General features: G+C 70.3%; 20 protein-coding genes and 1 pseudogene. 9 read left to right on the top strand and 12 right to left on the bottom strand.

All coding sequences use genetic code 11. The features are described from left to right. Window positions 1-48 precede the first annotated feature (48 nt). The 4 genes from C6N31_RS27680 to C6N31_RS27665 all read left to right on the top strand — a co-directional run bounded on the left by C6N31_RS27680 (window position 49) and on the right by C6N31_RS27665 (window position 3,177). Complete coding sequence (locus C6N31_RS27680; RefSeq protein ID WP_138351809.1) at window positions 49-906, top strand: alpha/beta fold hydrolase; 858 nt, start codon at window positions 49-51, stop codon at window positions 904-906. Continuing rightward, a complete protein-coding gene (locus C6N31_RS27675; protein WP_198358501.1) occupies window positions 903-1,721 on the top strand; it encodes an LLM class flavin-dependent oxidoreductase in 819 nt (272 codons plus the stop codon). The genes C6N31_RS27680 and C6N31_RS27675 overlap by 4 nt, the downstream gene beginning before the upstream one ends. Before the next feature lie 64 nt (window positions 1,722-1,785). Further along, the gene (locus tag C6N31_RS27670) at window positions 1,786-2,634 is read left to right on the top strand and encodes a class I SAM-dependent methyltransferase (protein WP_138351811.1); all 849 of its coding nucleotides are present in this window, start codon (window positions 1,786-1,788) and stop codon (window positions 2,632-2,634) included. 63 nt (window positions 2,635-2,697) lie between these two features. Then, window positions 2,698-3,177 (top strand): hypothetical protein, encoded by a 480-nt coding sequence (locus C6N31_RS27665; RefSeq protein ID WP_198358500.1) that lies wholly within the window; start codon window positions 2,698-2,700, stop codon window positions 3,175-3,177. Window positions 3,178-3,187: 10 nt separating this feature from the next. On the opposite strand, the pseudogene C6N31_RS27660 reads toward C6N31_RS27665, so the two are convergent. The 3 genes and pseudogenes from C6N31_RS27660 to C6N31_RS27650 all read right to left on the bottom strand — a co-directional run. Further along, window positions 3,188-3,715, bottom strand: a pseudogene (locus tag C6N31_RS27660) (phosphotransferase); the annotation flags it as partial. Window positions 3,716-3,816: 101 nt separating this feature from the next. Then, window positions 3,817-4,158, bottom strand: coding sequence for a helix-turn-helix domain-containing protein (locus C6N31_RS27655; protein ID WP_381588392.1), 342 nt, complete (start codon window positions 4,156-4,158; stop codon window positions 3,817-3,819). Between the two features lie 68 nt (window positions 4,159-4,226). Next, a complete protein-coding gene (locus C6N31_RS27650) occupies window positions 4,227-4,895 on the bottom strand; it encodes a Type 1 glutamine amidotransferase-like domain-containing protein (RefSeq protein ID WP_138351813.1) in 669 nt (222 codons plus the stop codon). A gap of 304 nt (window positions 4,896-5,199) precedes the next feature. On the opposite strand from C6N31_RS27650, the gene C6N31_RS27645 reads away from it, so the two are divergent. Next, window positions 5,200-5,565: a hypothetical protein gene (locus C6N31_RS27645; RefSeq protein WP_138351814.1), complete on the top strand. Its 366-nt coding sequence runs from the start codon at window positions 5,200-5,202 to the stop codon at window positions 5,563-5,565. Window positions 5,566-5,699: 134 nt separating this feature from the next. On the opposite strand, the gene C6N31_RS27640 is transcribed toward C6N31_RS27645, so the two are convergent. Then, window positions 5,700-6,104, bottom strand: a complete 405-nt coding sequence (locus C6N31_RS27640; RefSeq protein ID WP_232485746.1) for a VOC family protein — start codon at window positions 6,102-6,104, stop codon at window positions 5,700-5,702. 393 nt (window positions 6,105-6,497) lie between these two features. Between C6N31_RS27640 and C6N31_RS27635 the strand changes: the two genes are divergently transcribed. Then, window positions 6,498-7,517, top strand: a complete 1,020-nt coding sequence (locus C6N31_RS27635; RefSeq protein WP_198358499.1) for an aldo/keto reductase — start codon at window positions 6,498-6,500, stop codon at window positions 7,515-7,517. A 292-nt stretch (window positions 7,518-7,809) separates the two neighbouring features. Here the strand turns inward: C6N31_RS27635 and C6N31_RS27630 are convergent, their stop codons facing one another. Next, window positions 7,810-8,355 (bottom strand): DM13 domain-containing protein, encoded by a 546-nt coding sequence (locus C6N31_RS27630; RefSeq protein ID WP_198358498.1) that lies wholly within the window; start codon window positions 8,353-8,355, stop codon window positions 7,810-7,812. 103 nt (window positions 8,356-8,458) lie between these two features. On the opposite strand from C6N31_RS27630, the gene C6N31_RS27625 reads away from it, so the two are divergent. Continuing rightward, window positions 8,459-8,995 (top strand): protein kinase domain-containing protein, encoded by a 537-nt coding sequence (locus C6N31_RS27625; protein ID WP_232485745.1) that lies wholly within the window; start codon window positions 8,459-8,461, stop codon window positions 8,993-8,995. 69 nt (window positions 8,996-9,064) lie between these two features. Here C6N31_RS27625 and C6N31_RS27620 read toward each other — a convergent pair whose 3' ends face one another. Beyond that, on the bottom strand, window positions 9,065-10,378 hold the full coding sequence (locus tag C6N31_RS27620) for an MFS transporter (protein WP_138351819.1): 1,314 nt from the start codon (window positions 10,376-10,378) through the stop codon (window positions 9,065-9,067). Window positions 10,379-10,434: 56 nt separating this feature from the next. On the opposite strand from C6N31_RS27620, the gene C6N31_RS27615 reads away from it, so the two are divergent. Then, window positions 10,435-11,403, top strand: a complete 969-nt coding sequence (locus C6N31_RS27615; RefSeq protein WP_138351820.1) for an ArsR family transcriptional regulator — start codon at window positions 10,435-10,437, stop codon at window positions 11,401-11,403. A 73-nt stretch (window positions 11,404-11,476) separates the two neighbouring features. On the opposite strand, the gene C6N31_RS27610 is transcribed toward C6N31_RS27615, so the two are convergent. Together C6N31_RS27610 and C6N31_RS27605 are read right to left on the bottom strand one after the other, a co-directional pair. After that, window positions 11,477-11,860 carry a VOC family protein gene (locus tag C6N31_RS27610; RefSeq protein WP_232485744.1) on the bottom strand — a complete coding sequence of 128 codons (384 nt, stop codon included), beginning with the start codon at window positions 11,858-11,860 and terminating at the stop codon, window positions 11,477-11,479. 830 nt (window positions 11,861-12,690) lie between these two features. After that, on the bottom strand, window positions 12,691-13,992 hold the full coding sequence (locus tag C6N31_RS27605) for an ROK family transcriptional regulator (protein WP_187144699.1): 1,302 nt from the start codon (window positions 13,990-13,992) through the stop codon (window positions 12,691-12,693). A gap of 137 nt (window positions 13,993-14,129) precedes the next feature. Between C6N31_RS27605 and C6N31_RS27600 the strand changes: the two genes are divergently transcribed. Next, the gene (locus C6N31_RS27600; protein ID WP_232485743.1) at window positions 14,130-16,727 is read left to right on the top strand and encodes an alpha-N-acetylglucosaminidase; all 2,598 of its coding nucleotides are present in this window, start codon (window positions 14,130-14,132) and stop codon (window positions 16,725-16,727) included. A gap of 122 nt (window positions 16,728-16,849) precedes the next feature. On the opposite strand, the gene C6N31_RS27595 is transcribed toward C6N31_RS27600, so the two are convergent. The 4 genes from C6N31_RS27595 to C6N31_RS27580 are packed head-to-tail and all read right to left on the bottom strand — an operon-like array spanning window position 16,850 to window position 24,380. Continuing rightward, on the bottom strand, window positions 16,850-17,455 hold the full coding sequence (locus tag C6N31_RS27595; RefSeq protein WP_138351824.1) for a sarcosine oxidase subunit gamma: 606 nt from the start codon (window positions 17,453-17,455) through the stop codon (window positions 16,850-16,852). Continuing rightward, window positions 17,448-20,672 (bottom strand): sarcosine oxidase subunit delta, encoded by a 3,225-nt coding sequence (locus C6N31_RS27590; protein ID WP_138351825.1) that lies wholly within the window; start codon window positions 20,670-20,672, stop codon window positions 17,448-17,450. Before C6N31_RS27590 ends, C6N31_RS27595 begins: the two co-directional genes overlap by 8 nt. Window positions 20,673-20,685: 13 nt before the next feature. Further along, a complete protein-coding gene (locus tag C6N31_RS27585) occupies window positions 20,686-21,918 on the bottom strand; it encodes a sarcosine oxidase subunit beta family protein (RefSeq protein WP_138351826.1) in 1,233 nt (410 codons plus the stop codon). A gap of 14 nt (window positions 21,919-21,932) precedes the next feature. Beyond that, the gene (locus C6N31_RS27580) at window positions 21,933-24,380 is read right to left on the bottom strand and encodes a GcvT family protein (RefSeq protein ID WP_198358496.1); all 2,448 of its coding nucleotides are present in this window, start codon (window positions 24,378-24,380) and stop codon (window positions 21,933-21,935) included. Between the last annotated feature and the right edge of the window lie 80 nt (window positions 24,381-24,460).

The raw sequence follows: 24,460 nt of genomic DNA, 5'->3' as shown, positions 1-24,460 counted from the left end.
GGATTCTATCGCTTTTCGCGATGGATGGCCTGGCCTAGCGTGGGGTTCATGACCCACAACCTTTCCCACGGCGAGAAGCTCGTCGAAATCAGCGATATCGAGCTGTGCGTCGAGACCTTCGGAAACCCCGCGAACCCGGCGGTCCTCCTCATCGATGGTGCGGCCGCCTCCATGCTCTGGTGGGAAGCCGAACTGTGCGAACAGCTCGCACACGGCGACCGGTTCGTGATCCGCTACGACAACCGGGACACCGGCAGATCCACCAGCTACCCGCCCGGGCACCCGGGCTACACGTTCACCGACCTGGCCGGGGACGCACTCGGCATCCTGGACGCCCTGAACATCGAGCGCGCCCACATCGTGTGCCGGTCCATGTCCGGCGGAATCGGGCTCATTCTCGGAGTGGGCCACTGCGACCGGGTCGCGTCACTGACGTTCGTCTCCACGTCCACGGGCGACGACCACCTCCCACCGCCGTCGGCCGAGCTCACCGACAACACCCCCGCCGACCCGGACCCCGCCGATCACGCCGCGGTGGTGGACTTCGTCTTCGCCTCGGCAAAGGCGTACTCGGGCGGCTCGCCCTATTTCGACGAAACCGCCACGCGTGCGCTGGTCGAGCGGGACGTGACCCGCACACGCAACATCGCGTCCACCCTGACCAACCACTACGCGATGACCTTCGACGGGCCGTCCCACGGCTTCGCCGACATCAAGGCGCCCACTCTGGTGGTGCACGGCGACCATGACCCGTTCCTCCCACTCCCCCACGGGCAGGCGCTGCGCGACACGGTTCCCGGCGCTCAGCTGCTGGTCCTGGAAGGCGCGGGGCACGACCTCCCGATGCCGCTGTGGGACGTGTTCGTACCCGCTCTGATCCGGCACACCACAGGCGGCCGGACATGACCCGGTTGCGTTCGGCCCTCTGGCTGCCGATCTTCGACGATCTCGCCGAACCGATGGTGGTCGCACATCTCGCCGCCGAGGCGGAGGAGGCCGGCTGGCACGGCGTGTTCGTATGGGACCACCTGCGCTGGCGGGCGCCGATCCGGCAGGTGGCCGACCCCTGGATCACGCTGGCCGCGATCGCCACCGCCACCCAGGACCTTCGGCTCGGCCCCATGGTCACCCCTCTAGCCCGCCGCAGGCCCCCCAAGGTCGCCAGGGAGACCGCGACGCTGGACCGGCTCAGCGGCGGCCGCCTCACCCTCGGCGTCGGTCTCGGCAGCGACCGCTTCGCCGACGAGCTCCGCGCGACCGGCGAGGAACTCGACGACCGCCGGCGGGGGCAGATGGTCGACGAGTCCCTGGAGATCCTCACCGCCGCATGGTCCGGCAAGCCGGTGCACCACCACAGCCGGCACTACACCGTCGACGGCATCTCCTTCCTCCCCCGGCCGGTGCAGCGGCCCGGCGTGCCGGTGTGGGTGGCGGGGCTTCCCGGCAACGTCAAACCGCTGCGCCGCGCAGCCGGGCACGACGGCTTCTTCCCGGTCAATCTCGAACACCCGGACCAGCTCGCCGACATCGTCGCCACCGTCACCGAGCTCCGCCGGGGACGGACGACCCCGTACGACATCGCCGTCGCCCTCCCACCCGGCGCCGATCCGACGCCCTACGCCACAGCGGGAGCCACCTGGTGGCTGACGGAGTTCCCACCGGAAACGGTGTCGCTGGACCAGGTGCGAGGCGTACTGCGCGACGGCCCGGTAGAGCCTTGAGACATCGACATCCGCACGACCGACAACATGTCGAAATCGGTATCGAGAGGATACGGTGACCGTGATGTCCGACCAGCAGGGAACCCAGACACCGCCGAGCTCCGAGCCGGCCGCGGGTGAGCACGCGACCGGAGCTACCGAACTCTTCGACTACGACGCGGAGTTGCGGCTGTACAACGAGCGCTTCCGCGCCGCTGCCCGGGTCGGCTCCCACGACCGAGTGCTCGACATCGGCTGTGGCACGGGCCAGACCACGCGCGAGGCGGCCCGCGCCGCCGTCGCCGGAAGCGCGCTGGGCGTCGATGTCTCCGCACCCATGCTCGAACGGGCCCGTCAGCTCAGTGACGAGCAGGCACTGCCCAACGTCAGCTACCAACTGGCGGACGCCCAGGTTCACCCCTTCCCACTGACGCATTTCGACCTCTGTATCAGCAGGTTCGGAACGATGTTCTTCGCCGACCCGGTCGCCGCGTTCACCAATATCGGGCGCGCTCTGCGTCCCGCAGCGCGCCTCGTGCTGCTGGTCTGGCAGGACCGCGACCGCAATGAATGGGCGTCAGCGATCCGCCAAAGTCTCACTGCCGCAACCGCCGCACCCATCCCGCCCGCCCCCGGTCGGGACGCGTTCTCCCTCGCCGACCCGGGCAGCACGGAAGACATCCTGACGGCGGCCGGCTTCACGGACGTCACCTTCACCGACGTGCACGAGCCTGTCTACTACGGCCCGGACACCGTCACCGCCTTCGACAATGTGCTGCGCCTGCTGAAATTCCAGGACCTGCTGGCCGACCTCGACGCCGCGACCGCTGAGCAGGCACGCACGCGGCTACGCGCCACCCTCGCCGCCCACGACACCGGCAACGGCGTGTACTTCGACTCCCGTGCCTGGATCATCACAGCCCACCGCCACTGACCAGCACGACGCACCACCGTCCCGGACGGGGCTTGTCGAAAGCACCGCATGGGAACAGCGACGATGCCAAAATCCAGTATGCGAAGAGCGATGGCGGTCCTGGCCGCTTCCATGATGGTGGTGCTGGCCGGTTGCGGGGGCGGGGACTCCGACTCGGCGTCGGTGGCCTGGACGAGCCCGTGCGACCTGCTGACCACCGCAGAGGTCGAGCAGGCGATCGGCGCCAAGGTAAAATCGGATGTCATCGAGGGCAGTTACGGCTATGAATGCCACTGGCGGCAGCCTCAAGCCCTCAGCACCTGGGTGGTGTGGCTCAAGGTCAACAAGAGCAGAGCCCAGTGCGGTGAACCGGGCACGCGCATAGCCGACGAACTGGATGTCAATGCCTACAAGGGCACGAGCGACGGGGTCGTGAGAGTCGGCGGCCCGTACAAGGACCACTGCCTGCGCCTGACCAGCTTCGTATCCACCACTCCCGGAGAGACCGTCACCGAGGACCAAGCCGTCGACCTCATGCGCACGATCAGACGCCGCCTGGAGTAACGGGCCGGCGCGACGCGCACCCGCCTCTCATCCCTTCAGTCCTGTCTGCGCGAGCCCTTCCACGAAGTGCCGCTGGGCGAAGGCGAAGACGATCAGGACATCCCCCGCGGTTTCGGCCCGCGGGCGCCCCGTCGGGGGCCGGTCGGTGCAGGGCTGTCAAGAAGGCGGCCAGGGTGACGGCCGCTTCCGTGGCGCGCGGGGCGGGGGCGCGGTCGGCAGGCTCGCCCGGCACCCAGGTCGTGACGAGCCAGGGCCGCGGAAACCGTTCGGACGGCTCACCGAGGCGCTGCGGGACGGGAATCTGCAGGGGAAGGTGCGGGGCGAGGATGGGCAGCCAAGCGTGCTCCTTGCGCAGCAGCGCGTCCGCGGACTGTGTCGCCCAGGGCAATCGGACGGCGAGGTCGTCGCCGAGGCGCCACACTTGGTTGTCCCAGCCTCGCGCTCCGAGCTTCAAGGGGCGATCCGCCAGGTCCGGATGCTGCTCACGCAGCAGATCCCGGATCAATTCCCCGTTGATGTCCATCTCGGTGGCTGTCATGAGGGGCAACGGTAGTTGGGGACCGGCCTGCCTGGCTTGCGGGCGAACCCGAGTCGTGCCCGGCGGCGAGCCAGAACGGTCCGCCGCCCCGAACAAGCCCCCTACCCGGCATTGTCCACGCGGAAGGCGCGCCGGTAGGCGGCAGGCGTGGTGCGCAGGGCCTCGTGGAAGCGCCGGCGCAGGTTGACGGCCGAGGAAAGGCCGACCCGGCGCGCGATGGTCTCCACCGGCAGGTCGGTCTCCTCCAGCAGGGCCCGGGTGGCGGCGATCCGCCGGTCCAGCAGCCAGCGTCCGGGGCTGATGCCCAGCTGCTCGGTGAAGTGCCGGGTCAGTGCCCGGACGGACCATGCACGGCCCCACGAACACCGCCCGGCGGTTGCCGCGTCAGATTCAGTTCTCCTTGATCCAGACCACGTGGTGAGGCCCGCGAGCGGTCCTTGCATGCCGGATTCAGGATCAGGCGCTGAGCGCCGTACCACCCCGTGCCCCAGGCTCCGCACCAAGCGTTGGGTCACGGATGAAACCGCCACCGGCCTTCGGAGATGACGTCCACCTTGTCGTCACTGACGCGAACAGCCGTCTCGTCGTCGATGAGGTAGATCGGGAAGTCCGCCCGCGCGGCGATGCGATCAGCCCAGGCCTCGTCCCGTTCCGGGAAATCCGGCGAGTTCAGGTGCGGCTTCAGGTACCAGTCGAAGAGACCGAACGGCGGGTCCACGGTCGTCGCGCCGAGCACATGGAGGTCAGCAGCGTCCCCGATCACGTCGGCGGAGTGCTCGGTGAGATTCCGGCTGAAGATCATCGATCCGGCACTCACTCCCACATACACCCGACTCTCCAGCACCTCCAGGAAGCCGCCGGCCAGGTCGTTGTTGGTGATGCTGCGCGCGAGGTGGTAGTGATTGCCGCCCTCGACATAGATGACGTCGGCGTGGAGCAGCCGGTCGAGCACCATCCGCCGGGGCAGGCCGTTCAGCTCCAGGACGTCGAACTCCCGCCAGCCGAGACCGTGCAGCCTGCTCATGTCCGCAACGAGCGACCCGTGGTCCCCGGGCTCGGCGAGGGACGCCGTGGGAATGTATGCGACGTTCGCCGACCCGAACGGCTTTCCCAGTGTGTCCCGCAGCGCATCCTGCAGTGTCTCGTTGCGCAGCCCGCTCGACGTCAACAGAAGCTCCATCCGGCGAGCCAACCACGGCCGACAGGCGCGCGCAACGAACTCTTGATCACCATGACTGTCCTGGCATGACGGCATCGGAAACAGGCACTCGGCCGCCGGGAACGAGCTGGCCGGGCGCCGGGCTTCGGTGCTCGCGCGCAGCGATCGGCGTGCAGCCGATGACCAGGTGTCCCCACGCTGATCGCCACCACCCGCGGTCCTGGCCGCCAGGCCTTGCGGACACCGCGTTCGATGGCCTGCTTCAGCGGCCCGCGGTGGCGCCGCCGCCCAGGCACTACTGGACAATCACCGATATTCTGGAGGCATGACGCATCCGTCGCAGAACGCCGCGAACGGACCGCCGGACGCGCTCGCCGCCGCCCGAACGGCGGTCAGCGGGTACCTGGATCGGCAGGTGGCGGTCGGCACGTCGGGCGCTGCGGACCAGCTGAGCCGATGGCAGGTCACCGGGACCACCGACGAACACATCGCCGAGGCGACCGCCCAGGCGGCCTGGGACCAGGTCGGCGACAAGCCCAGCGGTCTGTACGTGACCGGTCTCGAGGACCTGCGGAAGGAGTACGCCCGGCTCTGGCACGAGGCAGACCTCGTCACCCGCGGGTTGCAGCAGCTCGGTCATGATGTGGCCGGACTCGACATCCCCCACTCCCCGGACGACGAGGGCGCGTGAGTACGCCATAGAGGTCGATGGCCGTCCCGCTGCAGCACGGCGAACTCATCGCCGCCGGAGGCGCGCGATGAGTTCGCCGCGCTGTACGGCGAGGACAACCCGCCCCGCCCCTGACGAGGACAGCACGCGCCAGGTCACTGCCCCTCGGGCAGATTCAGCTGCCAGGAGACGCCGAAGCGGTCGTTCACCCAGCCGAACTTGGTACTGAAGCCGTACGAGCCCAGCGGCATGAGCTCCGTGCCCTGGTCGGCGAGGGCAGCGTAGAGGCGGTCGAGCTCGGCCTCGGTGTCGCAGTTGACGAACAGCGACACCGCCGGGGTGAACCCGAATTCGTGCTTGACGTAACTGTCGATGCACATGAACCGCTGTCCGGCGAGCGAGAACGTGGCGTGCTGAACCGTGCCCGCCTCACCGGGGCCGTCAGCCCCGTAGCGGGTGATGTCGACGACGCCTGAGTCCTCGAACAGCGACGTGTAGAGGGTCAGCGCCTCCTCTGCCCTGCCTTCGAACATGAGGAAGGTGGTGATCTTCTGCGGCATCGAGGCCATGGTGCTGCCCTCCGGGTGATGACGTTGGTCCTTAGAGGACGAGGCTAGGACCCACCGCTGACGCCGGCCTCACGGACACACGTCGCGGCCACTCGGGGTTGAGCCACTCGGACACATGTCCGTGGGTGCGCGGCAGGAACGCGACCCGACTGCGGTGGGGCGCCCAGCGGCCGCCCATCACGGTCGCCGCCGTACCCCGCGCCACATCCTCGGCCGGCCGCCGGCTTGCCAAAGCGGAACGTCGTTCCGTATCGTTAATCGGAACGCGGTTCCGTTTGCTCACGATGTCGGAGCAGGGGCCGCGGAGGCCACAGGGGCCGCAGCGGCCCGACGGCCAAGCCCTGTATTGCCACCACGCTTCACCCGCAATGGAGGAACACGGTCATGCAGTACCGCACTTTGGGCCGCACCGGTGTGCAGGTCAGCTCCCTCGCACTCGGCGCGATGAACTTCGGCAGGATCGGGCGCACCACCCAGGACGAGGTCACCGCCATCGTCGACGCCGCCCTTGAGGGCGGGATCAACGTCATCGACACCGCCGACGCGTACAGCGGCGGCGAGTCGGAAGAGCTGGTCGGCAAGGCCATTGCCGGCCGTCGCGACGACATCGTGCTGGCCACGAAGGCGAGCCTGCCGATGGGTGACGAGCGCAACCGTCAGGGCAGTTCGCGCCGCTGGCTGGTCACCGAGCTGGACAACAGTCTGCGCCGTCTCGGTGTCGACCACGTCGATCTCTACCAGATCCACCGGTGGGACCCGAGCACCGATGACGAGAAAACGCTGTCGGCGTTGACCGACCTGCAGCGCGCGGGAAAGATCCGTTACTTCGGCTCCTCGACGTTTCCCGCGTACCGCATCGTGCAGGCCCAGTGGGCCGCTCGCGAGTACCACCTGCGCCGTTACGTCACCGAACAGCCCAGCTACTCGATACTGCAGCGCGGCATCGAGACCCACGTGCTGCCCGTGACCGAGCAGTACGGGCTCGGGGTGCTGGCGTGGAGTCCGTTGGCCTCGGGCTGGCTGTCCGGCGCGATCCGCGAGGGCAAGGACATCACCACCAGCCGCTCCACGTTCATGCCGCAACGCTTCGACACCGCCATACCCGCCAACCGGGCCAAGCTCGATGCCGTCGAGCAGCTGGCCAAGGTCGCCGACGAGGCCGGCCTGACCTTGATCCAGCTCGCACTCGGATTCGTGACCGCGCATCCGGCCGTGACCACCGCACTGATCGGCCCCCGCACCCTGGACCACCTGCGCTCGCAGCTCGCCGCCGCCGACACCGTGCTCGCCGCCGACGTACTCGACGCCATCGATGCCGTCGTCGCCCCCGGCACCGACCTGGCCGCACACGAGAAGAACGACACCCCGCCCGCGCTCCTCGACCCGGCACTGCGGCGCCGCTGACCGCCGAGCCCACTCTCGCGGGCGGCGCCTGAGGCATCCCGACTACCGGTGCTGCCCGATGCGTTCCCCGCCCGCGCGTACCAGGAGGCCGGGGCAGCCGGCGGGGTGCTCGTGAACGAAGCTGAGCGCCGCCGCCCGCGCCGGTTTCGCTCGTTCAACTGATGGCCACGGCCCGGGCGCACCGGGAACAGCCAAGGACGGCCGCGGTCGGCTGACGGGCAGCCCCGAGCCACCACCCGCCGGCCGTCCGGAGACGGCGGGCGGGCCGTGGAGCGCCCCGCCGACGGGTGACTCACGCCGCGCGCTTCAGCTCCGCCGCACCGAAGGAGACGTCGAATCGGTCGCACCAGATGCTGACGCTGGTGTAGGTGGCCAGGTCGATGTCGGCGGGCAGGTCGTAGTTCTGGTCGCCCTTGTTGCCTTTGAGCTTGCCGAGACTGACATGCTTCCCGTCGTCGAAGACCCGCCAGCCCGCCGTGCCCTTCTTCACCGGAGCGTCGGTGACCAGGACCCGCAGGTCGGGGCCATTGCTGGTGTCGAGACCCTCCAAACGCAACGTCCGCTTTCCGTCCGCGAGTTGGATGATGCGTACAGAACCCTTCGTCGCGTGCTCGTGGCTGATCAGCTCGCCGGTCGCAAGGACGGACGGCATCGCCCGCCCGCCATCGGCCTTGGCGGGGGCGGCGGTCGGCACCGCGTCGTTGACCGTCTCGTCCACCCACAGCTTCCACGGCTGGAACCAGTACAGGCCCACGGCCAGCAGCAGCACCGCGATGCTGGACAGGGCGATGCCCAGCGGCTTCTTCAGAAAAGTGAGCAGTGCAGTGACCGCACGCATGATGCTGATTCCCTCTCTCGTTCTTCGAAGAGGCCGGATCCCCTGCGCCCCTTTGTGCCATCCAGCTAAGCGGAACAAGGGGTCCTGGTGCGCCCTCACGCTGATGACGAAAGTCTTACGTGGGTGCGGTGTCGTCCGGACGGAGCTGGCCGCCGATCGCACGTTCCGCAAGCGGTTCGGCCGGGAGATCGAGGCCGCGCGCCGGGTCGGCGGATTCCATACGGCGTCGGTGGTCGCCGCTGATCCCAACGGCGAGCCGCCCTGGCTGGTCACCGAGTACATCCCGGGCCCCTCGCTGCATGACGTGCTGCGCCGGCACGGCGCGCTCCCCGCCAAGACCGTCCAGACCCTGGCCATCGGTGTCGCCGACGGCCTCGAAGGCATCCATGCTTGCGGGATCGTGCACCGCGACCTCAAATCCAGCAACATCATCGTCGGCGAATCCCTCGAGTCCGCCCTCGCCATGCTGCCGTCCCACCTGTCCGAACTCGTCACCCGCTGCCTCGACCACGACCCCACCCGGCGGCCGACCCCCACCGAGGTCGTCGAGCAGCTCTCCGTGAAGGGATCGTCGGCCGGGGACCGGCTGCCGCCGCCCGTGCGCCCGATGGTCGATCTGCACAACGCGTCCACTGCGTAAGGCGATGACGGGTGCGGTGTCCCCGCCGGCGCTGGAGCGAAGCCGAATGGTCTGGCTTGAGTGAATGCCTCAGGCGGGCTTCCCCTCCTGGACGAGCTGGGGCTCACTCCGGCGGTCGGGCTGAGGGGGCTGAGGCAGTTCGGTGCGGGTGCGGACCGGGGACAGGAGGACCGGCAGGAACGCGACGGCCATCAGCCCGCCGCCCACCCACAGCGTGGTGCGCAGTCCGGCGAACTCGCCGAGCATCCCGGCCACCGCGGAGCCGACTGCGATGGCGCCGGTGAGCAGGAAGCGGAAAGTGGCGTTCATGCGGCCGAGGAGGGCGTCCGGGGTCAGTTGCTGGCGCAGACTCACACCGAGCACGTTGTCGACGCCCATCTTGAAGGTGACCAGAAGCCAGCCGGCGCCCGCCACATACAGCCACCCGCCGCGGTCGATCAGCGGCACGAGGAGGGCTGCGGGGGCCAGACACAGGCCGACGAGTCCGAGGGTGCGGCCGTAGCCGAGGCGCGCGGCGATGGCGCGGGCGGTGCGGGCGCCGAGGAAGATACCGACACCGCCGATCGCCCAGTACAGGCCCAGTACTCCCTCGGGCAGGTGGAGTTCCCGCACGAACAGGATCGGAAGCAGGGTGTTCACGATCACCGCACCGAGATTGAGCACGGCTGCGGTGAAGGCGAGGGCCCGCAGCTCCGGGTTGCCCAGTACGTGCCGCAGGCCCCGGGCCATCTCCGCACGCAGGGATGTGGTGCGATCTTGTCGGGCCGGGGTCTGCTGTGATGTGCGTACGCCCATGAGTCTGATCGCCGAGGCCAGATACCCGGCGGCGCTGCACGCCACCGCGAACGGCGCGGTGAGCAGCTGAACGAGACCGCCGCCCGCGCCGCGGCCCGCGACATTGCCCGCGGCCTGAAGGCCGACCATCGCGGCATTGGCCCGCACCAGTCCGTCCCGGCTCACCAGTTGCGGCAGCATGGTCTGCGAGCCGACATCGAAGAACACGGTCGCGCAGCCGTTGAGCAGCACCACGGCGTAGAGCTGTCCGAGAGTGAGCCGATCCAGCCACCAGGCCACCGGAACGGAAACGAAGAGCACCGATCGCACCAGATCCGCGACGATCAGCACCCGCCGCTGCCGCATCCGGTCCACCCAGGCCCCAGCGGGCAGCCCGATGAACAGGAAAGCGGCCGTGCCGAGGGCTGCGAGCAGGCCCACCTGTCCGGCGCTCGCGTCCAGTGCGGTGACGGCGAGCAGCGGGACGGCGACGTACGCGATGTTGGTGCCCAACTGGCTGATCGCGGTCGCGGTGAACAGGGCGCGGAAGTCGGGTATCTGCCACAGGGAGCTCGCGGTGCTCGGTGGCCGGGCCGGTGATCTGAACATGGCGCACAAAGTGCCCCACGGTTCGCTGCGCGCCCCAATGATTTAGCGTGAACAAAATGCTGCAGATCGAGTTCACGGCCGAGGACGTGGCCCGCACCCGCTTCGCGGTCTCTCCCCTGTGGGAGGTCGTGGCCAGTGTGCGGGTCCTCAAGGGCGCCGATGAACAGGGCCTGCACCGCCGCTGGACCGACCAGGTCCGCCCCCGCCTCGCGGCCGCGAAGCTGGACCTGGCTCCGCTCTCCGCCCTGGTCCAGGTCCCCACGTACGGCATCCCCGGCTTTCTGGTCCCGCCGCCGACCACCCCGCAGCCCTCCCTCGACGTGGAACTGGCGACGCTGCGCGCGACCCCGTTCGACCTCCTGCGGACCTCCTCCGACGCGGCCCAGCCGGGAGTGGAAGCCCTGCGCGCAGACCCGGAGCGCGGCCTGGGCCGGCTCGCGGACACCATCGCCGCCTACTGGGACGTGGCGATCGCCCCGCACTGGCCGCGCATCCGTACCCTCCTCGAGGGCGACATCCTGCACCGCGCCCAACTCCTGGCCGAGGGCGGCGCCCGGCGTCTCTTCGACGACCTCGACCCCCAACTCGGCTGGGACTCCGGCACCTTGAACCTGGCGCACCGTTTCGTCAGCGGCGAGCGCACCCTGGACGGCCGCGGCCTGCTGCTGTGCCCCTCGGCCTTCATCTGGCCGCGCATCTTCTCCACGATCGGCTACGACCCCTGGCAGCCGACCCTGCGCTACCCGCCCCGCGGCGTCGGCACCCTCTGGAACCCCCGCACCGTCCCGACCCCGACCGCCCTGTCCGCCGTCCTCGGCCGCTCCCGGACCCTGCTCCTCGCCCATCTCACGACCCCCGCCACCACGACCGACCTCGCCGCCCGGACCGGCCTGACCGCCGGTGGCGCATCACAGCATCTGACGGCCATGCGAGCAGCCGGCCTGGTCACGGCCCACCGGACGGGACGCCTGGTGCTCTACGCGCGGACGAGCGTGGCAGAGGCACTGCTGACAGCCGGGGACTAGACCGTTGGTGTTGCAGCATGATCCGCCGCCGAACGCCTACGCGAAGCCGCCAGAAGGGCCAACGTTGCCTGGCCTAATCACCATCGCGGCACAGGCAGAAGGGGTGACCGGCCGGGTCGAAGAGCACCCGGACGCTCTCCTGCGGTTGGAACTCCGCCACGGTGGCGCCCAGGGCGACCGCCTCGGCGACCGCTGAGTCCAGGTCTCCGACCTGGAAGTCGAAGTGCATCATCGGGCGCTGGGCGCCGTCGACCGGTGGCCACACCGGAGCCCGATAGCCCTCCGCCTGCTGGAACACGAAGAACGGCCCTTGCGGAGAGGCGGCGACGATGGCCGTTCCCGGCTCCTCGTGCCCGATATGCCAGCCGAGAAGTTCGGCGTAGAACCTCGCCAAGCGACTGGGGTCCGCCGCTTCGATCGTGGTGCCCCACCACATACCGCCTGTTCGAGATCGCATGCCTGAGCCTAGCCCGGGCCACCGGCACAGGCACAGGAACAGGCACAACGATGCCGGCCCCCGGCCCATCTGATCGTGGGTTCATATGCGTCCCCGGGTGACGCACAGACCTGGGAGACGCGGGTCTGATCGACCTGCTCCGCGCCTGGGAGCCGGAAGAGTAGGACCTGACGGTGCACCACCTCCCGCACCGGGCCGACAGGTTCCCGTACCGGAGAAGCGCCGGCCGTCGTCGGAGTCAAAGCCCTGCCCGCCCAGCGGGTGGACTCAGTGGCCACCGGGCGTGTCGGTGACCGGCGGCAGGGACGGCCAGGGCGTGGGGCCGGCTGAAGGTGGCGGCCAGGAGTAGTCGTACGGTGGCGGGCTCCACGGTGCGTGGGCAGGCGGTGGTTTGAACGGTCCTGCCCGATTGGCCATGAGGATCAACATCGTCGCGGCGAAGACCACGCTGACGACGATAAGGGCCAGGCCGAGGGGGTTTCGGGGGTTGTAGTAGTAACGACTGGTTCCCCAGTTGCTTCGTTTGAAGACCGGCTCGTCCTCGTCATGCACAGGCTGCGTCCCAGGTCGAAGGTGTTCCGGGGCCGGCATCGTCCAGCGGGCCTCCGCTCGCTCCCGCCGGGAGCTGATGGCACTTTAGGTCAGGAGGTGCGGCCTGCCGAACGGGGGGGGTGGTCGGGAAGTATCCCGTCACGGAGCGAGCAAGGCCGTCGCGGCGCTTCATGGCGTCGTCAGGCTCGGGGAGTTGCCGCTCGGCCTGGACGACGAAAGACAGCGACCACCTACACGCGGCGACCCGCCGCCTTCGACCGCTGCATCCCTGCGGCCGCTCAGCCCTGTCCGCTCTGCAGCGTGAGGCCCAGGCGGGATTCGGCGGCTTCCAGGGCCAGCCGGACGGCTCCCAGGGCCACGCCCTGGCCGCCCAGTTGGGAGGCGTCGATCACGGTGGGAACCAGGGTGTGGCCCTTGAGGTGGCGGCGGATCGGGTCGAGGAGGATGTCGCCGGCCTCGGAGATTCCACCGCCGATCACCAGGTGGCCGGGGTCGAGGAGAAGGAGCAGGACGGCCAGGCCGCGGGCGAAGCGGGCGGCTACCCGGTCGACGACGGCCAGGGCGACCGGGTCGCCGTCGGAGGCCGCGGTGAAGAGCGGGGCCAGGCCGCTGCGGCCGTCCGTCAGTCCGGGTGGTGCCGCGCGCCGGGCGTCGGTGTACGCCGCTGCCGCGAGGCGGCGGATCTCGGCCGCGCCGACGAGTCGTTCGAACGGTCCCATGCCGTCGGCGGGCAGCTGCGATCCGTCGGACGGCTCCACTAGCGTCACCGGTTCCGTCGGCGAGTCCAGTCGGGCGAACAGGTCGAGGAAGCCGAGTTCGCCCGCGGCCCCCGAGGCCCCGCGGAGCGGTACGCCGTCGATGATGATGCCGGTGCCGATCCGCTCGCCCCAGTGGACGAGGACCATGCTGCGGGTCTCCCGGGCCGGACCGTAACGCAGCTCGGCCAGGACGGCGAGGGTCGCGTCGTTGTCGAGCAGGACCGGGCAGCCGAGCCACTCGCGCAGCTCCGGCACAATCGCCGGCCCGGCCCAGCCCGGGATGCTCGGTGCCTTCAGCACCACCCCGCGTTCGCGGTCGACGATGCCGGGCGTTCCCGCGCAGACCGCCCACAGGTCGGTCGGTTCCAGGCCCGCCCGCCGCGCCGCCTCCGTCAGCCCTTCGCGGACCAGGGCGACGAGTTGGGGTGCGTCCGCGCCGGGCGGGACGGTGGCGCGGTGGGTCGTGAGGATCTCGCCGGAGAGGTCAGCGATGAGGACCAGCACCTTGTGCGGACCGATGTCGACGCCCGCGACATGCCCCATCTCGGAACGGAACCGGACCCGCCGGGCAGGTCTGCCGGGCCGGCCCTCCTCGCCGCTGCCGGTTCCCGTGCCGGTGCCGTCGTCCAGCGGGCCCACCAGCCCGTCGTTGCCCAGATCGGCCAGCGCCCTGGTGACGGCGGGGCGCGAAAGGCCGGTCGCCGCGGCCAGTTCGGAGACCCGGGCCGTACCGCCCGCGGCCTGCCGAAGCGCCGTCAGGACCGCCTGTCCGTTGATCCGCCGCAGCACGTGCGGTCCGGTCGCTGCCAGCTCTGACGGCATCAGATCACCCTCCCGGACACAGTGTCGCAGCCGGGATCGGGCCCGCGACCCCTTGACGGACGACTTCAGGGCTTCCATAGTATCGAACGGTTCGTTACTAACACCTCGCGGAACCCGACCGGACTAGGCGGCCTCGCATGAGATGGAAATCCAGCGCCCGCGCAACGCTCTCGTCGATCGTCCTGCTGACGGCGTCGATGTACGGAGATCCCACCGCACACGCGAATCCCAACCCCCCTTCCGTCTCAGCCGCGTTCGACCCCGCACCGGCGAGCGCAGCCCTGTCCCGGTTGCTGCCGGCCCGGGCAGCAGCGCAGTTCTCCCTCGTGCCGGTGCCGAAGCCGGCCTCCGGCGACGCCTTCACGCTCTCCGGTTCGGTCGGCGCCATCACGGTCGCGGGCACCTCGCCGGCCACGCTGCTCACCGGCGTCGGCTGGTACCTGGAGCACGTCGCGGGTGTGGACATCGGCTGGCCCGGTGACAGCCTCGGCAAGCTCCCGGCCGCCTTGCCTGCCGTGCCGGACCCGGTCACCCGCTCGGCGACGGTCCCCCACCGGTACGCCCTCAACGACACCGACGACGGCTACTCCGGCGCCTACCGCGACTTCGCCTCGTACCAGCACGAGATCGACGTGCTGGCTCTGCACGGCGTCAACGAGGTCTTCGTCCAGATGGGCGCCGAGTACCCCTATTACAAGGCGCTGCAGAGCTTCGGCTACAGCGGCGCCGAGCTGCGATCGTGGATCCCGGGCCCCGCGCACCAGGGCTGGTGGCTGCTGCAGAACATGTCCGGTTTCGGCGGACCCGTCTCGGAGCAGCTGATCAACGCCCGCGCGGCCGAGGGCCGGCAGATCACGGACCAGCTCCGCGCGCTGGGCATGACTCCGGTGCTGCCCGGCTACTACGGCACCGTGCCACCGGGCTTCACCGACAGGAATCCCGGCGCCAAGGTGGTGGCGCAGGGCGACTGGGTCGGCTTCCAGCGGCCCGACTGGCTCGACCCCACCAACGCCGTCTTCACCCGGGTCGCCGCCGCCTACTACGCCGCGCAGCGCACCCGGTTCGGTGACAGCACCCTGTACAAGATGGACCTGCTGCACGAGGGCGGGCTGCCCGGAAGCGTCAACGTGACCGACGCCGCCACCGCGGTCCAACACGCCCTGGACACCGCCCACCCGGGCGCGACCTGGGTCATCCTCGGCTGGCAGAACAACCCATCTGCCGCTGTGCTCAAGGGTGTTGACAAGGCACGCATGCTGATCGTCGACGGTCTCTCCGACCGCTACGACAACCTCGACCGCGAAACCGCGTGGGGCGGCACCCCGTACGCCTTCGGCGCCATCGACAACTTCGGCGGCCACACCAGCATCGGCGCCAACACCAGTACCTGGGTGAGCCGATTCCAGCAGTGGCTCAGCAAGAAGAACAGTGCTCTGCAGGGCATCGCCTATCTGCCGGAGGGGACCGGCGGCAACCCCGCCTCCTTCGACCTGTTCACCGAACTGGCCTGGCAACCGGGCCCCATCGACCGGACCGCCTGGTTCGCCGACTACTCGGCACGCCGCTACGGAGGCGCCGACGCTCACGCAGCTGCGGCCTGGGAGCTGCTGCGCCGCGGCCCGTACAGCACCGCGTCGGGTACCTGGAGCGAGCCGCAGGACAGCCTGTTCACCGCGCGCCCGGGGCGCACCGCGAGTCATGCTGCGGAGTGGAGCCCGGACGGCATGCGCTACGACGCGGCCACCGTGCAGAACGCACTGGCGGAACTGCTACAGGTCGCCCCGGACAAACAGGCCTCGACCGCCTACCGGTACGACCTGGTCGACGTCGCCCGCCAGGCACTGGCCAACCGCAGCCGGGTACTGCTGCCGCAGATCAACGCCGCCTACACGGCGAAGAACCTGACCCAGTTCCGCGGTCTCGTCACCGAATGGAAGGGCGATGAGGCCCTGCTCGACCAGCTCGTCTCCAGCGACCCGGCGTTCCTGCTGGGCACGTGGCTGACGAGCGCCCGCGCGTCGGGGGCCACCGCCGCGGAGAAGAGCCAACTGGAGTACGACGCCCGGTCCATCCTCACCACCTGGGGCGACAGGGCGGCCAGCGAGGCGGGCGTGCACGACTACGCCAACCGTGAGTGGGGCGGCCTGATCTCCGATCTCTACGCCAAGCGGTGGGCGGCGTACTTCGCCTCGCTCGACACCGCACTCACCGGCGGCACTGCTCCGGTGGCGATCGACTGGTTCGCGATGGACGACAGCTGGGCCAGACAGACCAACAGCTACAGCACCTCGCCCTCCGGCGATCCGATCGCGCTGGCCCAGCACGTCAGGGACGCCCTTCCGCCCATCGCACCGTCGGGCCCGATCACCGGAATCGGCGGCGCCTGCGTCGACATCACGGGCGGCAGCACGGCCGACGGCACGCCGCTCCAGCTGTACGGCTGCAATGGGACGACTGCCCAGAGGTGGACCGTCTCGGCGGACGGCACCCTGCGGGCCAACGGCAAGTGCATGGACGTCAGGGGCGGCGCCGTGACCCCCGGCACCGTGGTGCAGCTCTACACCTGCAACGGCACTCCCGCCCAGGCCTGGACACCAAGGAGCGACGGCACGCTGCGGAACACCAAGTCCGGCCTGTGCCTCGATGCCGGCGGCGGCAGCTCCGCCAACGGCACCGCCCTGATCATCTGGACGTGCACCGGCAACGTCAACCAGCGCTGGTCGCTGCCGAGCTGAGGTCCACGACACCCCCCTCATCCCAGGTCCGTCTGCACTGCGGTGATGGAGCCGGCGTCGCCAGCCGGGACACTGGCGGGCGCCGCCCGCCAGTGTCCCGGCTCCGGGGTCAGGGCCCGTTCTCAGAGGTATTCGGTGGCGGCGTCGAGGAGCCAGTCCGCGACATAGTCGGCGAAGGAGGAACGGACGAGGAGCCAGAAGCCTCCCTTGCGGCCTACGACGACGACCTGCGCGCGGGCGAGCGTCGTCTGTGCGCAGCGGCCGGGGCCGAAGGCGCGGGGGTGCAGGTCGAGGGAGCAACCGTGGGCGAGCAGGTCGCGGGCGCGGGGGCCGGCGACCAGCAGGGTGGTGCGCTGGGCGGAGACGTCGGTGACAGCGGCAGGCTCCTCGCCGATGGCCGCACGGATCCGGCTCTCCAGGTCCTGCTGGGTGCCGGGCCGGCCGACGACGAGCCATTCATCGGGTCCGAGCCAGAGGACGGCCAGGTCACGGACGGCGTCACAGGCCCGTACCGCGGTGTCGGGTTCGAGAGGGAGCGGGAGGCCGAGCGCGAGCCCGACGGCGTCGCCGGCGGGGCCCTTGGGGTCGAGGCGGACGTTGAGCTGAGTGCGGAAGGGGAGTTCGGCCAGGCGCAGATCGCCGCTGGAGGTGCGGGTGGCGGCGGCGAAGCGGTCGGCGGCGTGCGCCAGGGGGCTGTGGCGGGTGGTCCGGGTGGCGGTCTCAGCCATCGCGGCGGGCTCCCTCGGGGTCGTAGAGGACGGGGCTGGCGACGGTCACCGGGATCAGCCGGTCGCCGACGGGGGCGTAGAGCCGCTCGCCGATGCGGTCCCGGCCGCCCTTGATGAGGGCGAGCGCGAAGGTCCGGCCGAGGGCGGCGCTGCGGTAGCTGGAGGTGACGTGACCGAGCATCGGAACGGGAGGTGCCGGGAGCACGCTGTCGGCGACGAGGTGGGTGCCCTCCGGGAGGAAGGCGCTGGGATCCTCGGGGAGCAGCCCGACGAGGTGCTTGCGGTCGGGGCGGAGGGTGTCGGCGCGGCTGTAGGACCGCTTGCCGACGAAGTCCGGCTTCTTCTTCGACACGACCCAGCTCATGCCGAGGTCCTGCGGGGTGACCGTGCCGTCGCTGTCCTGGCCGATGATCGGGTAGCCCTTCTCCGCGCGCAGGACGTGCATGGTCTCGGTGCCGTACGGGGTGATCCCGTACGGGGTCCCCGCTTCGTCGAGCGCCTCCCACAGGGCGAGGGCGTCCCACGGGGAGATGTTGATCTCGTAGGCCAGCTCGCCGGAGAAGCTGATCCGGCAGACGCGGGCCGCAATGCCCGCGACGGTCGTGTCGCGCCAGGCCATGAAGGGGAAGCTGTCGTTCTGCACGTCCAGGCCGGGGGCCAGGCCGCCGAGGACCTCACGGGAACGGGGACCGACGAGAGCGACGGTGGCCCACTGCTCGGTGACGGAGGTGCAGCGGACCCGCAGGTCGGGCCATTCCGTCTGCAGCCACTCCTCCATCCACTCCAGGACGGCGGCCGCGTTGCCCGTGGTGGTGGTGACGATGTAGCGGTCGTCGGCGAGGCGGATGGCGGTGCCGTCGTCGAAGATCATGCCGTCCAGGCGGGCCATGACGCCGTAGCGGATCATGCCGACCTTCAGGGTGCTCATCATGTTGGTGTAGATCCGGTCGAGGAAGACCCCGGCGTCCGGGCCCTGGACGTCGATCTTGCCGAGGGTGGAGGCGTCCATGAAGGCCACGCCCTCGCGGGCGGCACGGCATTCGCGCAGGACGGCGGTCTCCATGTCCTCCCCGGACAGCGGGTAGTACCACGGGCGCTTCCACTGGCCGACGTTCTCGAAGCGCGCACCGTGAGCGGTGTGCCAGGGGTGGAGGGCGGTGAGGCGGGCCGGGTCGTGGAGGACACCTCGGTCGCGGCCCGCGAGGGTGGCGAAGGAGACCGGGGTGTACGGGGGCCGGAAGGTGGTCGTGCCGAGGACGGAGATGTCGACACCGAGGAGGTGGGCGACGGTGCCCGACGCCAGTACGCCGGAGGTCTTGCCCTGGTCGTTGGCGGTGCCGGCGGTGGTGTAGCGCTTGGTGTGCTCGACGGACCGCATCCCGGTGCCGGCGGCCCGCGTGAGGTCGGCGACGGTGACATCGCGCTGAAGGTCGACGAAGCTCGACGCCTCGGCGGCGCCCGGGACCACATGGACGTGCGCGGGCGGGGAGGCCGGCTCGGCTGTCACCGGCGGGAGTTGGGAGGTCGCAGCCGGGTAGCCCGCGGCCTCGATGGCACGGATGCCGGCCGCGGCGCCCTCGGCGAGGACCGCTGCCAGGTCGAAGACGCCGTTGGCGGTGCCCGCCACCTCGACCGCCTGCCGGCAGCTGTCGGGGACGAAGGAGCCGAGGGCGTCGTCGTAGCGGAGCTTGCCGCCGGCCTGGCTGAACAGGTGCGCCACGGGGTTCCAGCCGCCGGAGACCAGGAGCAGGTCGGCGGTGAACTCGCGCTGCGGTGCGTCGGACCCGCCCGATCCCTGCGATCCGTCCGGCCCTTCCGATCCGTACGGCGCGACGGTGACCGAGGTGAGGCGGTCCCCGCCCTGTGTGCCGATGACCGCGTGGCCCGCCAGGACTTCGACACCGGGGACCTGCGCGCCCGGCTCGCGGCGGGTGTCGACGATCGCCACGACGTCCACGCCCGCGGCGGCGAGGTCACGGGCGGCGGCGTAGGCGCTGTCGTTGGTGGTGAAGACGACGGCCCTGCGCCCAGGGACGACTCCGTAGCGGTTGACGTAACTACGGGCTGAAGCGGCCAGCATGACGCCCGGGCGGTCGTTGTCGGCGAAGGCGAGGGAGCGCTCGTGGGCACCGGTGGCGAGGACGACTCGGCGGGCGCGGATGCGCCAGACGCGCTCGCGGGAGACGTTGTCCGGGGCGTGGGCGCCAAGGTGGTTGGTGCGGCGCTCCACGGCGAGGAGGTGGTTGTCGTCGTAGTAGCCGAAGACGGTGGTGCGGCGCAGGACGCGTACGTCCGCGCTCGCTTCGAGCAGCGCCGCGACCTCGGCCGGCCAGGAGGGGAGCCGGCCGGTGCTGAGGAGGCTTCCGCCGAGCTCGGGCTGGTCGTCGGCGAGGATGACGCGGGCACCGCTGCGGGCGGCGGCCGCGGCCGCGGCCAGTCCGGCCGGACCCGCGCCGACGATCAGCACGTCGCAGTGGGCGTGCACGGCGTCGTAGCGGGCGGGGTCGGGCTCGGTGGCGAGCCGTCCCCTGCCGGGGAGGCCGGTCGCGACGAGGCCGTCGTACAGCTCGACGGTCGTCGCGGGGAGCATCGGCTCGGGGAAGGGCTCCTCGATCTGGATGACGGCGTTGGGTTCTTCGACACCGGCGGAGAAGATGCCGCGGGGGCGGCCGAGCTTGATGCTGGTGTTGGTCCGGATGACGCCGTTGGCGAGGAGGGCGGAGGCGAGGGTGTCGCCGGGATGGCCTTCGTAGGCGACTCCGTCGAAGGTGAACGCCAGCCGGTCACTGCGCGCGATGCGGCCACCGGTGGCGCGCCGGAACGGCTGGGTCTCCCCCGCCCGGTCCCGTTCCGAAACCGGGGACTCCACCTCTGGACCCCCAGGCTTCGTGGTCGGCTGCGGGCCGGTGGTCGTGTTGCGCCCACCCTCCCCCAACTCACCGCGCTCGCCACGCGGAGCGGTCTGCCCGCAGCGAGGTTCGATGAACTCGTTCGTCGACGTGTCACGTACCGCGTTGAACCACCGGCGGCACCCCGCCGAGTGCATCCAGCGCTCGGCGAAGGGCCCCTTGGGGTTGTCGCGGAAGAAGAGGTAGCGGGCCCACTGCTCGTCCGTCAGGGCCGAGGGGTCCTCGGGGTAGGCGAGGTGCGCCTGACCGCCGTAGTGGAACTCGGCCTCGTCGCGGGGTCCGCACCAGGGGCATGGGATGAGCAGCATGGTTTCGGGCTCCTCAGTGGGCTACCGCGGCCGCGCCGTGCTCGTCGACGAGCGCGCCGGTGGTGAAACGGTCGAGCGAGAAGGGGGCGTTGAGGTGGTGCGGGGCGTCGTGGGCGATGGTGTGGGCGAAGACCCATCCCACGCCGGGGGTGGCCTTGAAACCACCGGTGCCCCAGCCGCAGTTGAGGTACAGGTTGTCCACCGGGGTCAGGCCGACGATCGGTGAGGCGTCGGGGCTGACGTCGACGATGCCGCCCCAGGTGCGCAGCACGTGCGCGCGGGCGAAGACGGGGAAGAGCTCCAGCGCGGCGGACATCTGCTCTTCGATGATGTGGAAGGCGCCGCGCTGGGTGTAGGAGTTGTACGAGTCGATGCCCGCGCCCATGACGAGCTCGCCCTTGTGGGCCTGGCTGACGTAGACGTGCACGGCGTTGGACATCACCACGGTGGGGTGGACGGGCTCCAGCAGCTCACTCACCAGCGCCTGCAGCGGATGGCTCTGCAGCGGCACCTCGAAGCCCGCCATGGCGGCGAGGACCGACGAATGGCCCGCCGAGCAGAGCGCGACCTTTCCCGCCGCGATCGGGCCGAGGGTGGTCTGAACCCCGATCACCCGGCCGCCGGCGATGTCGATGCCGGTGACTTCGCAGTTCTGGATGATGTCGATGCCGGCGGCGTCCGCCGAGCGGGCGAGGCCCCAGGCGACGTGGTCGTGCTTGGCGATGCCCGCGCGGGGCTGGTACGTGGCGCCCATCACCGGGTAGCGCACGTCCGGGGAGATGTTGACGATCGGGCAGACCTCTTGGACCTGCCGCGGGTCGAGCCATTCGGCATCGACGCCGTTGAGGCGGTTGGCCTCCACGCGGCGGACGCTGTCGCGCACGTCCTGGAGGCTGTGGGCGAGGTTGAGTACGCCGCGCTGGGAGAAGAGGATCGGGTAGTCCAGCTCCTCCTCCAGGCCCTCCCAGAGCTTGAGCGCGTGCTCGTAGATCCCGGCGCTCTCGTCCCAGAGGTAGTTGGAGCGGATGATGGTGGTGTTGCGGGCCATGTTGCCGCCCGCGAGCCAGCCCTTCTCCAGGATCGCGACGTTGGTGATGCCGTGGTTCCTGGCCAGGTAGTGGGCGGTGGCGAGGCCGTGTCCGCCGCCGCCGACGATGATGACGTCGTACGACTTCTTCGGTTCGGGCGTGCGCCACAGCCAGTCGGGGTGCTCGGGGAGATCGGCGCCGGGGGTGCGGGGGCTCATCGGGCGTCTCCTGACTAGCCGCGGAGGCGGGACATGGACGGGTCGAACAGCGGCTCGTCGGCGACCTGCGCGGCGACCCGCTGATCGAAGTAGCCGACGTGCAGCACGTGCCCGGGGGTGGCGAGCTCGGCCGGGAGCCAGGCGTAGGCGATGCCTTTGCCGATGGTGTAGCCGTAGGAGGCACTGGTGACGTAGCCGACGGGGCGGTCGCCGTCGTAGACGGGTTCCTTGCCCATGACGACGGCGGACGGGTCGTCGATCGTCAGGCACGTCAGGCGGCGCTTCACCTCCGCCTTGCGACGCTCGAGGGCCGCCTTGCCGATGAAGTCGGGCTTGTTGAGCTTGACGGCGAAGCCGACGCCGGCTTCGTAGGGGTCGTGCTCGTAGGTCATGTCGGTTCCGAAGGAGCGGTAGCCCTTCTCCAGGCGCAGGCTGTTGAAGGCTCCGCGGCCGGCGATGATGCCGCCGAGCGGCCGGGCGGCGGCCCACAGCGTGTCCCAGAGTTTCAGGCCGTGGTCGGCCGTGGTGTAGAGCTCCCAGCCGAGTTCGCCGACGTACGACAGCCGCATCGCTGTGACCGGCACGGAGCCGATGTGGGCGCGCTTGGCGCGGAAGTACTTCAGGCCGTCGTTGGAGAAGTCGCAGTCGGCCAGCGGCTGCAGGACCTGGCGGGCGAGCGGGCCCCACAGGCCGATGCAGCAGGTGCCGGGGGTGATGTCGCGGACGGCGACCGAACCGTCGTCCGGGAGGTGGCGGGTGAACCAGTCGTGGTCGAGATTGCCGTTCGCGCCGACCTGGAAGAGGTCACGGGCGAGGCGGGCGATCGTGACGTCGCTGCGGATGCCACCGTCCTCGTCCAGGAGGAGCGTGTACGTCACCGAGCCGACGGACTTGTCGATCTTGCCGGTGGACAGCCGCTCCAGGAAGGCCGCCGCGCCGCGTCCGCTGACCTCCAGGCGCTTGAGGGCCGTCATGTCGTACATCGCGACGGTCTCGCGGGTGGTCTGGGCCTCGGCGCCGACGATCGGGGACCAGTAGCGGGCGGCCCAGTCGTTGGGGGTGGGGATGGAACGGCCCTCGACCAGTGCGGCGTTGGCCTCGTACCACTGGGGGCGCTCCCAGCCGTTCGCCTCGAGGAAGACAGCACCGAGCTCCTGCTGCCGTCCGTAGAAGGGGCTGGTGCGGATCGGGCGCGGGGCGCCCGGCGGCTGGAGCGGGTGGAGGATGTCGTACACCTCGACGAAGTTCTGGCAGTCGCGGGCGAGGACGTACTCCGGGGAGAGCTGGTGCGGCTCGAACCGGTTGACGTCGCACTCGTGCAGGTCGAAGGAGGAACAGTAGCCGTCGACCAGCCATTCGGAGACGGCCCGCGCCACGCCGGCGGAGTGGGTGACCCAGACGGCCTCGGCGACCCAGAAGCCCTTCACCTCCGGTGACTCGCCCAGGAGGGGAAGCCCGTCTGTGGTGAAGGAGAACAGGCCGTTGATGCCCTCCTCGATCTTGGCTTCGCGGGTGGCGGGGAGGAGGGACTGCGTTTCGGTCCAGGCGTCCGCGAAGTCGCCCTCGGTGAACTTCAGCACCGACGGCATCTCGTCGGCCGCGTCCGCTGCCTGCACCGAGCGGATGTCGTCGACGGAGACCGGCATCGGGCGGTGACCGTAGGAGCCGATGCCGATACGGTCAAAGCGGTCGCGGTAGTAGAGGTCGGCGTCCTGGTGGCGCAGGATCGGGCGGACGGCCTCCTCCGTCTGGCCTTCCAGGGCGGGCACCGGGCCGGTCCACGCGAGCTGGTGGGCGAGCGGGGTGAGCGGGAGGTTCATGCCGACCATGCGGGCGATCTTCGGGCCCCAGATGCCGGCGCAGCACACGACGATGTCGGCGGGGATCTCGCCCTGGTCGGTGCGGACGCCGCTGACGCTTCCGTCGCTCTGCAGCACGTCGAGGACTTCGTGGCGGGCGAGGAAACGGACACCGCGCTCCTTCGCCTGCCGGATCTGCGCCTCGACCGCGAGCACGGACTTGGCGAGGCCGTCCGTGGGCACCAGCAGCCCGCCGAGGACTCGCGAGGGGTCCACGAGCGGGTGGAGTTCCACGCACTCCTCGGAGCTCAGCAGCCGGGCTTCGACGCCCCAGGCGGTGATCCAGCCGTGGCGGCGGTGGAGTTCGGTGAGGCGGTCGGTCGTGGTGGCCACTTCGAGGCCGCCGACCTGGAGGAAGCAGGGCTGGCCGTCGACGTCGAGGGAGCAGAACTTCTCGACGGTGTAGCGGGCGAGTTCGGTCATCGTCTTGGAGGAGTTGGTCTGGAAGACCAGACCCGGGGCGTGCGACGAGGAGCCTCCGGTGGCGGGGAGCGGGCCCTGGTCGACGACCGTGATCTCCGTCCAGCCCGCGGCGGACAGTTCGTCCGCCAGCGCCGCTCCCACGACGCCCGCTCCGATGATGACCACTCGGGGTCCCGCCATCGCCGCACCTCCGCCTTACAGCAGTCCGAGTTGCTTTCAGCGCAACAAGCTTCAGGTTGCGCAACTCAATGTGCCGGTCC

It is taken from the genome of Streptomyces fildesensis, assembly GCF_016107395.1.
GTDB lineage: Bacteria > Actinomycetota > Actinomycetes > Streptomycetales > Streptomycetaceae > Actinacidiphila > Actinacidiphila fildesensis.
The sequence above is the reverse complement of the archived record's forward strand: the minus strand, read 5'-3'. Positions and strand labels throughout refer to the sequence as shown.